This is a genomic window from bacterium (genome assembly GCA_035559435.1).
GTDB lineage: Bacteria > Zixibacteria > MSB-5A5 > WJJR01 > WJJR01 > JACQFV01.
Genome location: DATMBC010000011.1, coordinates 1 through 16,702, shown reverse-complemented (window position 1 = coordinate 16,702; position 16,702 = coordinate 1). Strand labels below are relative to the sequence as shown.

Below are 16,702 nucleotides of genomic sequence, written 5' to 3'. Positions count from 1 at the left end.
GACGCGCCCGGGCCCGCCAAGTCCAGACCAGAAAGCCCAGCAAGAGCGGCAACGCCGCCAGTCCCCAGAGCCATTGTGAGGCGCCGAATCGCATAGGGCTTCTCTTACGGAATCCGCCGGAACCAGGTTCCCGACAGCACGGCGCTCAGCACGGTGGCCCCCAGCGCCAGGGCGGCGAACCAGCCGAACAGGTCGCGGTATTGAACGTATTCCTTCACCTTTACTTCGGTCTTTTCCAGCGTGCTGATTTCCTTGTAGATGCGTTCGAGCATCTGTTCCGATTGGGCGCGGTAGTAGCGCCCGCCGGTCATGTCGGCGATTTGCTGGAGAATCTCCTCGTCGATCTCGTTGGGCAGACTGATGTAGCGTTTGCCGAAGATCGGATCCTCGACCGGATACATGGCGTTGCCGGGCTTGCCGGCGCCGATGGTGTAGACTTTGACACCGAGGGTCTTGGCGACCTGCGCGGCGGTGAGCGGCTCGATCTGGCCGCGGTTGTTGACCCCGTCGGTGAGCAGGATCACGATCTTGCTTTTGGCATTGGACTCGCGCAGACGGTTCAGCGCGTTGGCCAGCCCGGTGCCGATGGCAGTGCCGTCCTCGATCATCCCGAAGTCGACCTTCTCGAGCAGGCCCAGCAGGACATCGTAGTCAAGCGTGAGCGGGCACTGGGTGAACGATTCGCCGGAGAAAACCACCAGCCCGATGCGGTCGTTGGTGCGTCCCTTGACAAAATCGCGGATCACTTCCTTGGCGACGTAGAGACGGTTGTGCGGCTGGAAGTCCTCGGCCTTCATCGAACCGGAGACATCGAGGGCAAGCACAATGTCGATGCCCTCGGAGGTGATTTCACGCGAGGCGGTGCCGGACTGCGGACGGGCGATGGCCAGAACCAGCGCCACGAGGGCCAGAATTCGCGCCGCGGACGGCACCCAGCTCAGGCGCACGCGCCACGATGGCCTGGCATCGCCGAGAAGCGACAACGATGAAAACGCGGCAGCGCGGGCGCGTCGGCGGGACCGGATCTCCCACCAGACGAGCGCGGCGACCACGAGCAAGCCGGCCAGAAACCAGGGCTGGGCGAAGCGCAGGATCATGCCGCGGCCCTCGCCCCTGACTGTTCGGTGGTGCCGGCGTCGGCCAGTCGCGGCGGACGTGTCTCCAGAATGAACGATTTCACCCATTCCCAATCGACCTCGGGACGTCCCTCCTGCGCCGGCTGACGGGCATAGCGGATGTAGTCGGCCAGTCGGAGGAACTCGGCGGCCCGACCGCGATGGGATTCGGAGAACGGCGCCTGCGGCAGGACGCGGATGATTTCGGTCGTGGTCTGATCGATCGACTGCCAATCGTAGCGCGCATCCCAGTAGCGCCGGAGGATTTCGGAGAGACGGAAATACCAGAGACGTCCGCCGTCGGCGGCGGGGTTGACCTCGCGGCGCAGTTGCTCCAATTCCTCCAGCGCGACCTCCCAAGCGGGGCGCGGCGGCGCCATCGGGACCGGTTCATGCGCCCGGCGGCGCAGACGGTACCAGAGGTAGGCGGCGATCGCGGCCCCGAGCAGGGCGATGCCGGTCCAGAAGCGCCAGCGCGATTCGGGCGCGACATACGGCTGCTTCAGGCCGGCGATGTCGGTGGTGTCGGCATCGGGACGGGCGAGCACGCTTTCGATGTTGATCGCCAGCGAGTCGGTCTGCCAGCGCAGGGTGTCAGCGCCGATGACGGTGTAGCCGGAGACGGAGGGGATCCAGTGGCCGCCGGGTTTGAAGATGGCGAGGGTCAATTCGCGCTTGAACGCCCCTCCCTTGTCGCCCTCGCGCCGGCGGTCGACAAAGGCGGTGTCGCGCAGGATGTCGAAGTCGCCGAGTTTGCCGGAGAGCGGCTGGGGGAATTGCTGCCAGTCGGATTGATGGTCGACGGTGATGGAGAGTTTGATCGGGTCGCCGACGGTGGCCGTCTGGTGGTCGGCGGAAACGACCACGCGCGGCGGCGTCGCGGCCTGCGCGAACCATCCCGAGCAGATCGAGAGTACGCTGGCCAGACAGAATGAGACGATCAGACGGCGGTGTGTTGTCATAGCCGGGATACGGTCGCTGCCGATGTCCCTTTTACGCCTTGGGGGCGTCGTCGGGTTTCTGCTCGTCGGTTTCGCTCATCCCCTTTTTGAACTCGTTGACGCTCCTGCCGAGTCCGCGGGCGATCTCGGGAATCTTCTTGGCGCCGAAGAGGAGAATGAGCACCAGGATAATGAGTAACCACTCGGTTGCGCCGATGCCGAACATAGGGTCATCCCTTCCTTGGCGGGCAGAGCCCGCCCTGCGGGTCATGCGGCGGGCCGTGCCCGCCTCAGCGCCGGCGGCGTTCCCGCTGGCGGAAAAACCGGATCAGCCCGTCGGCCACCGGCCGTCCGGTGGACAGCGTGACCGTGTCGAGACTGATCGAGTCGAAAAAGCGCTTGCGCCGTTGTTCGGTCAGGATCACCGACCGTTCGAAGGCGCGTTTGGCGGCGGGGTCGGAGGTGTCGACGACCTTGCGCTCGCCGGTTTCGAAGTCCTCCAGTTCAATCAGGCCCACATCGACCCACTCGCGTTCGCGCGGGTCCTCGACCTGCACGGCGATAAGATCGTGACGGCGGTGCGCCACCGCCAGTTGATGTTCGTACCCTTTATCGAAGAAATCGGAGATCAGGAAGGCCACCGACTTGCGCCGGGTGACGCGGGCGAAAAAGTCGAGCGCGGCGCAAATGTTGGTGCCCCGTCCCCTGGGCTCGAAATAGAGGATCTCGCGGATAATGCGCAGCACATGCGAGCGGCCCTTCTTCGGCGGGATGAACAGCTCGACCTCGTCGGTGAAGACGATCATGCCGACCTTGTCGTTGTTCTTGATCGCCGAAAAGGCGAGCACGGCGGCGGTCTCGGCGGCGACCTGATTTTTGGCGCGGGCCACGGTGCCGAAATGTCCGGAGGCCGACAGGTCGACCAGGAGCATCACCAAGAGTTCACGTTCCTCGCGGAATTTCTTGACGAAGGGGGCGCCGGCGCGGGCGGTGACGTTCCAGTCGATCAAGCGGATATCATCGCCGGGGAGGTATTCGCGCACCTCCTCGAATTCCATCCCCTGCCCCTTGAAGACCGAATGGTATTCGCCGCCGAAGAGATCGTTCACCAAACGATTGGTGTGGATCTCGATTTTGCGGATCTGGGCGATGAGTTCTTTCGGGAGCATGGTCGTCGGTCGTCCGGTTTAGTGTAAAGCAGGCTCGGCAGTCCGCCGCGGCGGATCGCCCTCCACGTGCGGTTTGGAACCGGTTGTGGATTCGAGGCGCGAAAGAGCAGGCTCGGCGGAAGCCTCGCCCTCCCCTCTTGGAGTGAGATGTCGCACTGGGCGTATCATTTCACATCCGGGTCGGTGACTTCGAGACGCACGCGCCTCATGAAGTAGTTGGCCGTCAAGCCATCGTTGGGACGGTTCTTCACGGATTGTCCCGAGGTCAGCATCAATTGCAGTTCAACGTCGGCCGCACTGGCGCCCGCCAGCGGGCGGACGTTCATCGGCACGACCGTAACGTGGTCATTCGGAAATGCGGACAGGGTATCGCCCACCATCCGGCAGGACATGGGAAGATCGATTTCCCAATTGGGCGCGAACTTCGACAATGACGCGGTCCCGATCTGCGTCGGATCGACATACGCCCATCCATTGCGCTCGGGGGGAGCAACGGTGTCGGCGGCGGCGCGTCCGATGACGGTCAGGTAGCGGCGTGTCTCCCCGCGGGGCACGGACAGCAGGAAGGCGCCGTCGGGACGGCGTGTGGACACCCGGGTCTGGGCGTCCAGAATGTCGACGATCAGCGCGGCATCATCGCGCCACGGGCCGGTGTCCTGATGGCAGGCGCCACAGTTGCGGCTCCTGGAGGTGATGCCGACCGCGGGCGGATACGCCCACGACAGGGTGGCAATCCCGCCGCCGATGACGGCGGCCAGCAGAACGACGAACCGCACCCGCAGGTTCGGATTCGGATACATGGCAGCCTCCTTTGCTACGGCACCTCGACGTGGTCGAAGATCTTCTGGACGATGGTGGCCGAGGTGATGTTCTCCGCTTCGGCCTCGTAGGTGACGATGATGCGGTGGCGCAGGATGTCGGGCCCCACGCTCTTGATGTCTTCGGGTGTGACAAAGCCGCGTCCCTGAATGAAGGCGTGGGCGCGGGCGGCCAGATTGAGATAGATCGAGGCGCGCGGCGAGGCGCCATAGGCGATCAGGCCGCCCAGATCGAGGCCATAGGCGTCGGGACGACGCGACGCATGGACGATGTCGACGATGTAATCTTTCACTTTGTCATCGATATAGATCGATCGCACAACGGCGCGCGCCTTGAGAATCTCTTCCGGGTCGATCACCGGCTCGATGCCGACTTCCTGCTCGGCGGTCATGCGCTCCATGATGATTCGTTCCTCGGCCTTGTCGGGATAGCCGACGATCACCTTGAGCATGAAGCGGTCGACCTGGGCTTCGGGCAGCGGGTATGTCCCCTCCTGCTCAATGGGATTCTGCGTCGCCAGCACCAGAAAGGGCGCGGGCAACGGATGGGTGGAGTCGGAGATGGTGACCTGGCGTTCCTGCATCGCCTCCAGCAGGGCGCTTTGCACCTTGGCGGGAGCGCGGTTGATCTCGTCGGCCAACACAATGTTGGCGAAGATCGGCCCCTTGCGGGTGGTGAACTGGCCGTTGGTCGGGTTGTAGACCATGGTGCCGATCAAGTCGGCGGGCAGAAGGTCGGGGGTGAACTGCAAACGCGCGAACCTGGCGCGGATGGCGCGTGAGAGGGTCTTCACCGACAGGGTCTTGGCCAGCCCGGGCACGCCCTCCAGCAAGATGTGGCCATCGGCCAAAAGACCGATCAGGAGTCGTTCGACCAGATGGTGCTGACCAACGACCACCTGCCCGATCGAGTCCTTCAGGCGGCGGCAGAAGGCGCTGGATGATTCGACGTTGCGTTGGATCTGCTCAATGTCCGGATGCATGGCTGCCTAATCCCTCCAGAAAGTTGAAGTCTCAGCTACGTTTGCCGCTCGGCGAAGTTGCGCCGGATGAGTCCATTGATACCCAGCCGGCGTCGAGGCGTTCCAACACCGCCAACGCCTCCTCCTCGGTGCGCGCGAGGATGGCATGCTCGACCGGCGCGCCGGAGAAGCGGGCCACCGAACAGCGCAACAGGACCACCTGCAGGAGGTCGACCGCGGTGCCGTCGCTCACGTGCGGCCGTGTCCGGGCGGCGATCTCGGTGGCGGTGGCGGCGTTCAGGGAACGCGCCAAGCGGCGGCTAAGATAGCCCGTCAGAACCCGCTCGACATCGGCAAAGAAACGCGCGGCGCGGTCCTCGCGGCAGTTGGCGTGGACCTCCTGCATCATCGCCAGCGCCTCCTGCAACGGGGTGAGCGTGGCACGGCGCGGGGCGCGTTGCCGGCGTCGCCGCCAGTACAACGCGGCGCTGAACACGCTCACGGCGATGGCCGCGACCAGCGCGATGGTGGTGGGACGGGGCAGCCACCATGGCCGGACCCGCGCGGGAAGGATCTCCACTGCGATCGGCGCACCGAGGACACGGTTGGTGACCAGCGCCGGCGCGTCGGGCTGATCCTGCGTGAGGATGACCACCGGGGTGATCGACGAGGTCAATGGTTCAAGGGCGGTCAGTTCGAAATGCCAGACCTTGATCCGCTCGCCGCCCGCGAGTTGTTCCGATTCGGCGGTCTGGGTGCCGGCCTGCCATTCGGCGCCCAGCTGCAGGGCGGCATGCGATGGGATCGGCTCAAGACGGTGGTCGGGACGGGTCGCGCGCACGGTGACCAGCAACTTATCGCCGACATGAAGCTGAGCGCGGTCGGATTCCGCCGTCACGGTGACCGCGGCCTGTGTGGATGCGCACAGGCATAGGCAGACGACTGCGGTCGTGAGCGTCTTCGACACGATGTTTCAAGAAACGGCGTAGGGATAGATCGGTCAATAGGTTATGCGGCCCAAAAGCAACCAGGCCAGCCCGCCGGCCATGCAAAGTTTCAACCCGAACGACCAACGTTCGATGACATGCCCGGAAGGATTAAGGCCGCATTGCGCCGCACCGAGGAGGACGGCCGGCAACACGGTCACGAGGGTGCCGGCGGTGTAGAGAATGCCGAAATAGCCGGAAAAGGCCGACCAGCCAATGTAACAGGCGGCGACAAACATGACAATCCCGGCCCAGCGGGCGGTCTTGAGCGGCCCGATGACCATGGGCAGGGTGAGGCGTCCGGCGGCACGGTCCCCTTCGGTGTCGAGGGAATCCTTGAGCATCTCGCGCGGCAGATGAAGCCAGAAGGCGACCACGGCGGCCACCACCGGTCCGCCGAGAACAGCGGCGGGGTCCTGCCAACGGCCGACCAGTCCGCCATAGGCGATGGGGAGCGCGCCGAGGGCCGCGATCAACACATTGCCGGCGATGGGGCGTCCGGAGAGATAGCGGTTGTAGACCAGGAGCGCGATGATCACGAAAAAGGCGATCAGAAGCGGCGCGGTGCCGGCGGCCCAGGCGATGACCAGGGCGAAGAGAAACAGGACGATGCGCATCATGCTGGCCGGCAGGGCCCGAATGGCGCCGGTGATAAGAGGACGTTCGGGCTTGATGGCGCGATCGGTGGCGATGTCAGTGATGTCGTTGTCGATGTTGCCGGCGGCGGTGATCAATAGTGGCGGGAGGATGGCCAGCCAGGCGGAAAACGACCACCAGCGTCCGAGCGCGAGCACGAGACCGACCCAGGCGGCGACCCCGGCAAGCAGGACGTTGCCGCCGCGTATGAGGGACCACCAGGCCTTCACATTACCATCCTTGTGTGAGCACCAGCCGCAGGAGGCCATCGCGCCAGGCGGCATGATCGCGCCAGGCCAGTTCGAGCCGTCCGCGCCGTCCACCGGACTCAAGCCAGAGCGCGCATCCGGCGGAGGAAGGGCGATGATACGGACCGTCGAACATCGCCAGCCAGGCCTGTTCGGCAAAAACCGTCGCGTCGAGTCCGCGCGTGACAGGTTGTGACAATTCGCAGCGCAGCCAGAGGCCGTCGGCGGCGGCCAGCGAGCGCGATGTGTAGCCGCGCAGAATTTCGCCGCCGAGGAACCACTCATCGCCGGAACGCAATGTGGCCCCCCTGCCCCACTGCCGCGCGCCGGCCGCGAGGGTCAGAGTCGGCGCTCCAAAAGTGAGATCGAGCCGACCGGAGGTTTCCAGGCGCAAGCGGCTCTCGGATGCAGGTTGCGACGCGGGCGGAAGCCAACGACGGTGCAGCGAATAGACCAGCGCGGTTTGCAGGTGCGCGCGGTCGAGATGGCCCCAGATCAATCCGGCCGCGGATTCGTAGACACGCGCCGGATCGACGTCCGATTGCGCGGGCGTGATTCTGATCCAACGGCCCTGAAGCGTCCAAACGAGGGATGACGCCCGCGACAGCCGCAGCCCAGCGCGCCACTGCGCCTGCTGGCGACGATCGACACGTTGCCAGTCCTCAAGGCCAATGGCCAGATCGGCGGCATGGAAAAGGGCGTAGCGGTCGGCCAGATCGAGCTGCACCAGACGCTCGTCGGCGCGTGGGCGTTCGTAGAGCAATTGCAACGCGCGATCGCGACGGAAAAGCGATCGGATCCCCACGGAGAGCCGTCCCTGCAGTTCGGACGCGCCGCCATCGACGGACCCCGTGGCCAGGGCGCCTTCGAAACGGGCGGGCGGGTCTTCACGAATGGGCAATACGACGGCGACTGTCGAATCCGACAACGCGCGCAGGATGGGGGAACCATCCGGCACAAGACCTCCGATGGCGGCAATCTGACGGCGAGCGTGCGCGAACGCGTCGGCGGATGCGATGCCCCCGGTGGGAAGTGAAAGTGTGCGCGCCAGCCACGACGAATCGGTGCGGACCAGACCGGCCAATTCCCAGCGGGCGATGCGCAGCGGAGCACCGGGAGTGATCTCCAATGCAAAGGAGAGCGAGTCATGGGTGCCGGTGAAGCGGCGCGGGATGAGCGCGGCATGATGGTAGCCATGGTCGGACAGCACGTTGAGCATCACGCCGAGTAATGACTCGACCCGTTGTTCGGTGAATGGACCACCGGCGGCGCTTTGGACCAGCGACTCAATCCGCGAATGCAGTGATGGCGGGAGCGTTCCGTTGATCGTGATGTCAATGTGGGTCAATGTGGTGGCGTTGACGGCGGCAGTCAGCGCAAGGGCAATGAACACGCCCAGCCAGCCGCCACGGCGGAGGACTACTCCTGGCAGTATGGTCCGCGGCGTCGGCATCAGAAGGTGGCGATTGACTCCAGATGGATGCGCCAACGGTCGGAGGCATCGGGACGATGGTCGCCGGAGAGGCGCGCATTGAAGGAGATGCGCCCGGGCAATTGCAGACGTATCTCGGCGGACTCGGTGACGGAAAACCCGGGGGGACGTCCCTCGGCCAGAAGCGGCGAGAGCAATCCGGACGCGACGCCAGCGACCCAGGTGAAATCAGAGGCGAAAGTGGCCGAGAGCGCGCCGCGGGCAATGCGCGCGGCCGGATGAATCGCCCAGAGAGTGACGTTGTCCCCGCGGGCCAATTCGCGATCGAAGCGGCGCCGGGTTTCCAGCGAGAGGCCCACTCCCTCCCAGGGTGTCGCGCCGACCGTTCCGGCAATGGTCCGGGCATCGGCATCCAGCGGAGCCAGGGCGGCACGGGTGCGACGCTCGTAGGCGAGGCCGCCGCTGAGATAGATCGCGCGGCTTAGTTGTTCGCGCCAGTCGGAGTCGACCCGCCACAGACGGCTTTCATCGTTGGCCGCCGCGCGGTTGAACACCTGTTTTTCCCGCATCAACGCCAGCGAGAGACGGGTGCGGGCGCGTGGCTGGAGGGTGAGACGGTGATCGTCGCGGGCGGAGAGACGGGCATCGGCCAGAAGCGCGGCGTTCAGTTCCTCCCATGGTAACAGCCAGCGCCCGGGGGAAAACCGGTCGGCGTCGTAGCGGGCATCGACGCGGCGCGCCGACTCCAGCGCGATGCGCCAGGCGCGCCAACGCGGACGCCAACTCAACTGCACCGCGCGCGCGGCATCGTAGGCGGCGGCGAAGTTCGCCTCGTCATCGACCCAGACACGACGGTAGTCGCCCTGTGGGTCGGGAACGTATTCGCCGCGCTCGAAACGGTAGTCGCCCTGACCGGGACGGGTCGGGAGGAAGACTTCGCGTTGGGCGCCGGCGCGACGATGCGCCAGATCGGCATCGACGGCGACCTGCAACCCGGCGCGCGGAGCCCAGACGGCGCCAAGACGCGCGCCATAGTATGGCCGCGCCTCCCCCCCATCGACGGAGAGCGCGCCGCGGCGAAGAGTCAGGCCGGAACCGGCGGAGGCATGCAGGAACCGCGCGGGGATACCCAGCGAGAACTCGCGGGTGCGCTCCAGCGCCGGCCGATCGAGTCGTTCGGCGCGTCGCCATTCATGGCGGATGGTGAGATCGCCGAAGGCGGCGGCCAGCCAGCGGGCGCTGTTGTCGGCGGCGGATGCGGACAGCACGCGGTCGGGATCGCGGATGTCTTCCTCGTGGACTCCCGCCTCGAAGGACAACGGCGCGGGCCGCAGGCGCAGGAGCGATTCGCTGACCCGGGTGGTCGCGCGCGCGGCGTTCTGCTCATCGACACGGCGCATCTGCAAGGATTGTTGCAGAGCCAGCCAGCGCGTCGGCGCGGCGTCGATTGCGCCACCGGCACGGTAGCCGGACAGGTTGCTTTGACGCAGGATGGCCGCATCACCGGCGACATCCAGCCAACCGGCCAACGGCGTCGCGGCGTTGGCGGAGTAGGTATCGAAAGCGCCATCGAGGACTTCGGTCGGCAGACGCCAGAGGTTGGCGAAGGCGGCGGCTGTCGGTCCGAGCGGGCGGGCGGTTGAGCGCAGGAATTGATGAGTCCAGTCCATCGCCAACCGTGACCGCGAAGTCACGGAGTCTCCGAGCGACCAGCCGAGCTGGTGATTGGAGCGCAGGTAGGAGGTCTTTGCGGCGAAGCGATTGGGGTCGATGGCCATGCCCTGCCAGTCAAGCCGCCAACGTCCCAGACGTCCGGTGCGCAGACGCAGCGATTCATCCAGCGTCAGCTGCGCGGTCGCGGCGGCAAGCCGCAGCAGGGGATCATAGTTGCCCCGACCGGGGCCGACATATTCATAAACGTCATCGATCACGTGACGGTAGCGTCCCTGCTTCTCCCCCGTCCAGGTGAAGCGCACACGGTGATCCCCCTGATCGGGACCGGCGTAGACGAAGACCGAGTCGCCATCGCGCAGCTCGAGACGGTAATCGCCTTCGTGATCGCCGACGCGTTCGATGGCGGGCACCTGCACTTTGCCGTCGGGATCGCGGGCGAGGATGTCGCGTTGTGTGTCGGTCAATGCACCGGTCAGCGGTTGGTCGGGGTCGTCCCCTTCCCAGGACAGCGCGAAGCGGCCGGCGCGGCTGGAGTCGTCGGAGCGCCAGGACCAGGCGCCGCCGGCGAGAGAGCGCTGATAACTGTCGAGCGCGGCCTCGTACTCGACGGTCAGTTGGGAGCGTCCGGAGAACTGGACACGCGGCGAAAGCGTCAGCGTGCCGCGGGCCGGGTCGACGGTAAAGTCGGCGTCGCGGCCTTCGGTGAGTGCCGCGCCATCGAGCCAGACGTCGACCGAACCATCGACAATGGCCGCGCCGGCGCCATCGGCGGCGAGCGTGTAGGGACCGAGTTCGCCATCGCGCAGGACAATCTGCGCGTGGCGGCGTTCCCCGTGCAGACGCGCGACATGGGTTTCGACCGCATGCCCGCCGACGTGGAACGCCGTCTGCATTCCGGATGCGCAGCGTGTGACCTGGCCGCTTTGTTGCAACTTTAATTCTCCCCAGCGGCCATGGAATTTCGCCGACTGCGCCTCGATGAAGAAGCGGTCGAGGTCGCCAAGACGGGAGCCATCGCGCAGCGAGCGGCCCGATTGGGCGTTGACCTGACGGTCGCTGAGAGCGGCGGAGAGCGGCAGGCCGCGCAACAGTTCACCGGAAACGGTCAGTTCCAATCCCTGCGACCAATCGGTGGCGGCGGCGTCGGAGGCGGACACAGAGAAGGATTTGTATCCCTGCCACTGCAGTTGCGCGACGGATGCGGGTGCACGCAACGGCGACGACGGCTGCGGCACCTGGAAGGCGGCGGGGCGTATCGTGGCATCGGACGCCTCGGAAATCCCATCGGGTGAGCGTGTCCAGCGTGAGGCGAGGGCAAAGCCGAGACGGTCGAAGATGACCTGTGCGGTGTCGGTGGGCGCCAGCGCGCGGGCAAAGCGAATGCGGCCATTGTCGGGATCGAGCGTGTAGTCGTCGATCGGGGCGCCGTTGAGCGAGACGGAAGCGCGGCCGCCGACGAGGTAGAAACCCGAGACCCAATACGGTCCGGGGGAGTCGGCGCCGACGATGAGGGTGGTGTCGCGGATGACGGCGGCGCCGGCATGGGCGGCCGGCGGCGAAAGCAACACGACGACGACACACAACCAGCCGAGCGCGCGTAAGAGCGGCACCAACCGCGGGCGGCTCTGGTCGGCGGCGATCATCATCAGGGGGCGACCGCGCGCATAATGATGACGCGTCCGGCCGGCGGATCGGCAACGACGATCGACGAGTCCTGCAGGATGACATCGGTCGGACCCTGCCAGCGGGCATCGCCGGTGGGGGGGCCATCGATGGTGTCGAGGAGCCGTCCCTGGTCACTGAAGACCAGCAGCGCCGCCGCCTTGCGGTCGGCGACGAAGACCTGGCCGCGGCGATTGACGGCGACCGCGACCGGCTCCTGCAGATCGGTGCCGCCGAAGGCGCGCAGGGGTGTGCCGGCGGGATCGAAGACCATCACCTGCCGTTTGCCGGGATCACAGACGTAGAGCTCGGTGCCATCGTGGGAGACCGCCATCCCCATCGGTTGCAGGAGTTCGCCCCAGCCCACTTCTTCCCCGCCGGAGAAGGCGGCCAGGAAGCGTCCCGAGGCATCATAGCGGTAGATCCGTCCATTGGTCGGATCGGACAGGAACAGTTCACCGAGCAATCCGAAGGCAATCCCGGCGACCCGTCCCCGCACCAGCCCGAGGCCATCATAGGGCGGCATGATCTCGCCGATGGGGCGCAGGCGGCTGTCGTAGAGTTCAATCGCGCGACTTATGCCATCGGCGGCGAAGATGTTGCCGACGGCATCGATGCGGAGGCATTGGGGGTCGCGGAGGACGCCGGTGAGTTGACGGACCTGGCGGGGTGTGCCGGGATCCAGCGGCAGTCCCCAGATCCGCTGGCTGCCGCCGTCGGCGATGAGCAGCAGCTGGTCGGGACGGAGGGCGACGGAAACGGGGGCGAAACGGGAAAAATCGGCGGCGGGGTCTTCCTGCGGCAGCGCGGCAAGGAAGTCGCCATCAATGACCGCCACGAGGGTGAAATCGGCGCCGGGTGTGTAGGCAGACCCGCCGTGCCCCGCGGGAGCGGCGCAGGCCGACAGCCAAAGCCCGCCGAGGAGGGCTAGTAGAGTTTTCGGGAGAGCATGACCATGAAGCCGGGATTGGACATGCTGGGTTTGCCCTTGAAGCGCACCTTCCATGATGCGGTCTCCATGCGCGCCTGGCGGTTGATGGCGCGCGCGGTGCGCCAGGCATCAGCGGCGGCGACCAGGCGGTTTAAGAGGGCGGCGCCGAGCGAGTATTTGGCGCGGTCTTCGGCGATGTTGGACTGGTTGCGCAGGTTGCGATAGCGGGCCATCGCCGCTTCGGACTCCCACTGCCAGTCCCATTTCGGATCATCGGGGTAGTAGGGGCGCGCGGGGTCGATCAGACGCCCCTCATCGTTGTACTGCTCGCGGTTCATATAGAAGGTCAGCGTGCGGTAGAATTCATCGTTTTTGCCTTCGGGATCAATTCCGGCGTGGGCGCGGGCGTAGAGCTCGTAGTCGTCTTCCTTCTGATGCTGAACGGTCTTGAAGTAGCCGAAGGCGGTCCAGGCGATGGCCTCGGCGCCGAAGAAGATGCCGGCGCGTCCGCGCGAGCCCATGGTCCAGTGGCCGGCGCCGGGCAGAAGCAGTGAAAGCCCGACGACCTTGCCAACGCTGACGCGGTCGGATTCTTCGCGGTCGAATTCATCGAACTGCACGGTGCGCAGGACGCCGTCGCCGAGACCGGCCGGCCGGGTCAACTCGGCGCGGAAGGCGGCGCTGAGGCCGGCGGGATCGGCGCGCAATTGGCTGACCGCGCCGGCGTTGCCGGCGACGGCGGAAAACGGCGACGTCAGAACCAGCGTGAGCGCCATTGCCCCGATCGCGGGGATGTGGGAGCGTCGAAGTGTCATGACTACCGTGCGGTACGACCTGCCATCGGACTCTACCGGCGGCCGGGGGGTTTATTCCCGTCCCCCGGTGGCTCTACTCCTGAGATCGGCAAATCGGCGCCGATTTCCCGGTCAATCTTTGTCATTGCGTCGCGCGACGCAACGGGTGAATGCAGCCCCGGCGGGGCCGTCGCGTCAGAATTTATACCCCAGCGTCACATAGGGCATGAGTTTCTTCGGGTTGGACGGCGACTTCACCAGCCGGATTTTCGGCTCGATCTGGCTGAACTGGTCCTGGGCGCGGTTGTAGGCGCGGGCATCGAGGGCGGCCCAGAAGCCGGACAACAGGTGGTTGGCCACAGTCAGGACCAGCATGGTGTTAGCCTTGTTGTACTCGGTGTTGGCGTCATCGCGCATTTCCAGATAGGTGCGGCGGTTGGGTGACACGTAGTTGAGCTTGGCGGTGTCGGTCGGGTTCTCGGGGAACTGTTCGTCGCCGATGTCGGGGTAATCGTCCCAGCCGAAGTTGAACTGGCTGTACTTGCCGATGTTCTCGTAGTACTCGTCTTCCTCCACCTTCGAGCCGTCTTCCTTGTACCAGGCGTGGTGCGACAGCGACCGCGGGAAGCGGTTGTTCTGGTTGTCGGGCGGGGTCAGATAAGTGGTGGTGTCGATCCACTGATCCTTGATTGACGGCGGATAGTCGCGGCTGTAAAAGACTTCGTAGAGCCCATCGATGTAGCGCGCGCCGTCCCAATGAACGTCGGCGAAGGCCTTGTATTCAGCTTCCTTGTCGTTGCCCTTGCCATGGAAGCTGGAGTATCCGGCCCAACCGGCGGCCTCGAGGCCGACGAACATAATCGGCTTCCAGATCGAGGACTTGGCATAGAGCTGGCCCCAGCCGGGAATGAGGAACGATTGCAGGAAGGCGCGGGTCGGCGACTTGCGCTTGTATCCGTAGACATCAACGGCGCCGCCCTGATCATTCTGGGCCAGAAGCGGCGAGGCGACGGTCTTTTCGAAGGCGGCCTGGGGGAGCACGGGGCTGGTCCAGGCGGCGAGGGTCAGGTCGACCGTGGTTGGGCCGTCGTTGTCGATGGCGTTGCCGGCGTGGGCGGGCGCGATGGCGAGCGTCAGGCCGATCAGGGCGCCGAGCCAGTAGCACTTGGTGTTCACGAACGTTCCTCCTCGGTAGAGGTCAGGGCCAGGGGCAATTATTGCACGACGGCCAGTTTGCAGAACAGTTTTTCGGATTGTCCGCCATCGAGCGCGGTGACTTCGAGGCGGGCATAGTACACTCCCGAGGCCGCATCGGCGCAATCCCAGGTCCACTCGTTATAGACGCCGGCGATTCCGGGGCCGGAGGTTTCGGCCACGAGGTTGCCGGCGATGTCATAGATGGAGATCGTCACCACCGCCGCGTCGCCCAGCCAGTAGCGGATGACCGCCTCGTTCTGCGCCGGGTTGGGGTAGACATAGGCCCGTTCGGCGGCGAAGAAGATATCGTCGACGGCGATCGGGTTGAGGTCGGAATCGGGGATGGCGCGGCTGTTGCGGGCATCGCGTCCGCCCATGGTCCAGAGCGCCCTGGCGTCGATGCGGTCGGGGCTGGGGGCCACAAAGCCATAGAGGTAGCCATCATCGGCGCGGGCGAACATCACCTGGCGGTTGCCGGCGGCGTCGATGGCGCAGGCCATCGGGGCGGTGATCGCTCCGCCGACGGCGTAGTTGGCGGTCTGCACCTCGCGTCCCTGACGGTAGGCCAATGTCGCGCGCGACATGCCGCCGGTCAGAATTGACAGCAGGGCGCCATCGAAATCGACGGCCAATAGTCCGGGCGCGGTGGTGTCGGGATCGTTGCGCGGACCGATGGTGACGGGAAAATCATTGGCGATGGCGCCGTTGTGCGCCAGTGCGGTCACCTTCCCCTCGCCGGCCACGATGATTTCGAGACGGCCATCACGGTCCAGATCGGCGAGGATCGGATCGGCGCTGGGACGGAAGCCCAAATCGACGGGGAAGTTCGGGAAATACTGCGGCATACCTCCGGGTTGAGTCACCGCCGTGAAGGCGTGCAGGCGACCGTTCCGTTCGAGGACCACGGCGTCCATCGTGCCATCGTGATCGATGTCGGCGACCGCGGGCGCAAAGGGACGTTCGCTGCCGAGCGCACGCCGCGGCCCCCCAGACTCCAGGATGCCGGCGGTCCATTGTCCGTCGAGCAGTTCCGTCGAGAAACTGGAGGTGGCCGACAGGCCGGCGATGTCGCCGATGAAGCCGGAATACTCATGCCGCACGCGCGAGCCATCGAGGAGACTGAATGTGTCGAATCCCGAGTCGCCGACCGGCACCACGAGGTCCTTTGAGGCCGAGCCGTTGCGGTCCCAGATGAGCGGCGGGCCGGAGGGAATGTCGCGGGTGCGGAGCACGGTGTCGACGATCGGATCGAAGAGACCATCCATGTCGCGGTCGGACATCGACCAGAGGCCGACCTGTCCGGATTGGCTGACGGCGGCCAGCGAGCCGGTCTGGTTGTCGAGACTGAAGATCAGCGGTGGCCCGATCCATTGGTCTCCCGGCCGGCCCATGGCCACCGGGTAATAGGTGCGGACGACGCGGGTGGTATCAAACGAAATGACGGTGTCCTCGACCGGGTGCTGGGTCAGGGGGTGCCCCTCGAGGTCGAAGGCGAGGACATAATGCTTGTAGCCGATGAAGACTTCGGGGCTGCCGTCGCCGGGGCCGCGGAAATCGCCGCTGGGGGCGCGCACGACATCGGTGACGATCGGGGCGGCGGCGTTGCCGGAATCGGCGCCGACATAGATCGGGAAACCGGGGATCCGTCCGCCGCTGCTCACCGCGCAGGTCATGGTCGGCTGGGGCGCGGAGATGTTGGTGATGTTGACGCCGCTGTAGCCGCCGGTGTAAGAGCGCGCCGGCGGCACGGTGAAGGGCGTAAAGGCGTTGTTGTTGCCCGCAAACCAATAGGTCGACTGGCTGCCGGTGTAATAGAAGAAAAAGCCGGTGGAGCCCAGACGGTTGTAGCCGTCGGCTTCGACCACGCGCAGGAAGCGCCGGTCGTGGTCCCACTGCAGCGTGTTGGCGAGGAAGTTGTTGGGAATCTCGTCGCCGGTGGCGTAGTCGAGCGCGGCCACTCCCTCATCGACATGCCAGATCAACATGCCCGATCCGGGCAGAAGGAAATCGTACTCGCGGGTCAGCTGACGGTTGAGCGGATGCGCCGGGCCGAGGACCACGCTGGTGGCCGAGTCGAGCTTGAGCCCGGCTTCCCCGTCGCCGTCGAGGTCGAAGCGGCGGTTTTCCAGCAGGTAAT

14 protein-coding genes are annotated in these 16,702 nt (G+C 65.7%); all 14 read right to left on the bottom strand.

Annotated features, from left to right (window positions below):
* Positions 1-104: 104 nt before the first annotated feature.
* Positions 105-1,097 carry a VWA domain-containing protein gene (locus tag VNN55_00705; GenBank protein ID HWO56067.1) on the bottom strand — a complete coding sequence of 331 codons (993 nt, stop codon included), beginning with the start codon at positions 1,095-1,097 and terminating at the stop codon, positions 105-107.
* A complete protein-coding gene (locus VNN55_00700) occupies positions 1,094-2,077 on the bottom strand; it encodes a hypothetical protein (protein ID HWO56066.1) in 984 nt (327 codons plus the stop codon). Before VNN55_00700 ends, VNN55_00705 begins: the two co-directional genes overlap by 4 nt.
* Before the next feature lie 31 nt (positions 2,078-2,108).
* Positions 2,109-2,282, bottom strand: a complete 174-nt coding sequence (locus tag VNN55_00695) for a twin-arginine translocase TatA/TatE family subunit (GenBank protein ID HWO56065.1) — start codon at positions 2,280-2,282, stop codon at positions 2,109-2,111.
* 64 nt (positions 2,283-2,346) lie between these two features.
* Complete coding sequence (locus VNN55_00690; GenBank protein HWO56064.1) at positions 2,347-3,225, bottom strand: DUF58 domain-containing protein; 879 nt, start codon at positions 3,223-3,225, stop codon at positions 2,347-2,349.
* Positions 3,226-3,389: 164 nt separating this feature from the next.
* Entirely contained in the window at positions 3,390-4,025 is a 636-nt protein-coding gene (locus tag VNN55_00685; protein ID HWO56063.1) for a hypothetical protein, read from the bottom strand.
* Positions 4,026-4,039: 14 nt separating this feature from the next.
* The gene (locus tag VNN55_00680) at positions 4,040-5,026 is read right to left on the bottom strand and encodes a MoxR family ATPase (protein ID HWO56062.1); all 987 of its coding nucleotides are present in this window, start codon (positions 5,024-5,026) and stop codon (positions 4,040-4,042) included.
* 31 nt (positions 5,027-5,057) lie between these two features.
* Positions 5,058-5,972 (bottom strand): hypothetical protein, encoded by a 915-nt coding sequence (locus tag VNN55_00675; protein ID HWO56061.1) that lies wholly within the window; start codon positions 5,970-5,972, stop codon positions 5,058-5,060.
* A gap of 33 nt (positions 5,973-6,005) precedes the next feature.
* The gene (locus tag VNN55_00670) at positions 6,006-6,857 is read right to left on the bottom strand and encodes a UbiA family prenyltransferase (protein ID HWO56060.1); all 852 of its coding nucleotides are present in this window, start codon (positions 6,855-6,857) and stop codon (positions 6,006-6,008) included.
* Between the two features lies 1 nt (position 6,858).
* The gene (locus tag VNN55_00665; protein HWO56059.1) at positions 6,859-8,268 is read right to left on the bottom strand and encodes a hypothetical protein; all 1,410 of its coding nucleotides are present in this window, start codon (positions 8,266-8,268) and stop codon (positions 6,859-6,861) included.
* A 59-nt stretch (positions 8,269-8,327) separates the two neighbouring features.
* The gene (locus VNN55_00660) at positions 8,328-11,627 is read right to left on the bottom strand and encodes a hypothetical protein (protein ID HWO56058.1); all 3,300 of its coding nucleotides are present in this window, start codon (positions 11,625-11,627) and stop codon (positions 8,328-8,330) included.
* Complete coding sequence (locus tag VNN55_00655; protein HWO56057.1) at positions 11,627-12,481, bottom strand: NHL repeat-containing protein; 855 nt, start codon at positions 12,479-12,481, stop codon at positions 11,627-11,629. The genes VNN55_00660 and VNN55_00655 overlap by 1 nt, the downstream gene beginning before the upstream one ends.
* 89 nt (positions 12,482-12,570) lie before the next feature.
* Positions 12,571-13,389 (bottom strand): hypothetical protein, encoded by an 819-nt coding sequence (locus tag VNN55_00650; GenBank protein HWO56056.1) that lies wholly within the window; start codon positions 13,387-13,389, stop codon positions 12,571-12,573.
* 174 nt (positions 13,390-13,563) lie between these two features.
* Complete coding sequence (locus tag VNN55_00645; GenBank protein HWO56055.1) at positions 13,564-14,544, bottom strand: hypothetical protein; 981 nt, start codon at positions 14,542-14,544, stop codon at positions 13,564-13,566.
* Between the two features lie 38 nt (positions 14,545-14,582).
* The coding region (locus tag VNN55_00640) for a T9SS type A sorting domain-containing protein (protein ID HWO56054.1) at positions 14,583-16,702 on the bottom strand (2,120 nt) is incomplete at its 5' end.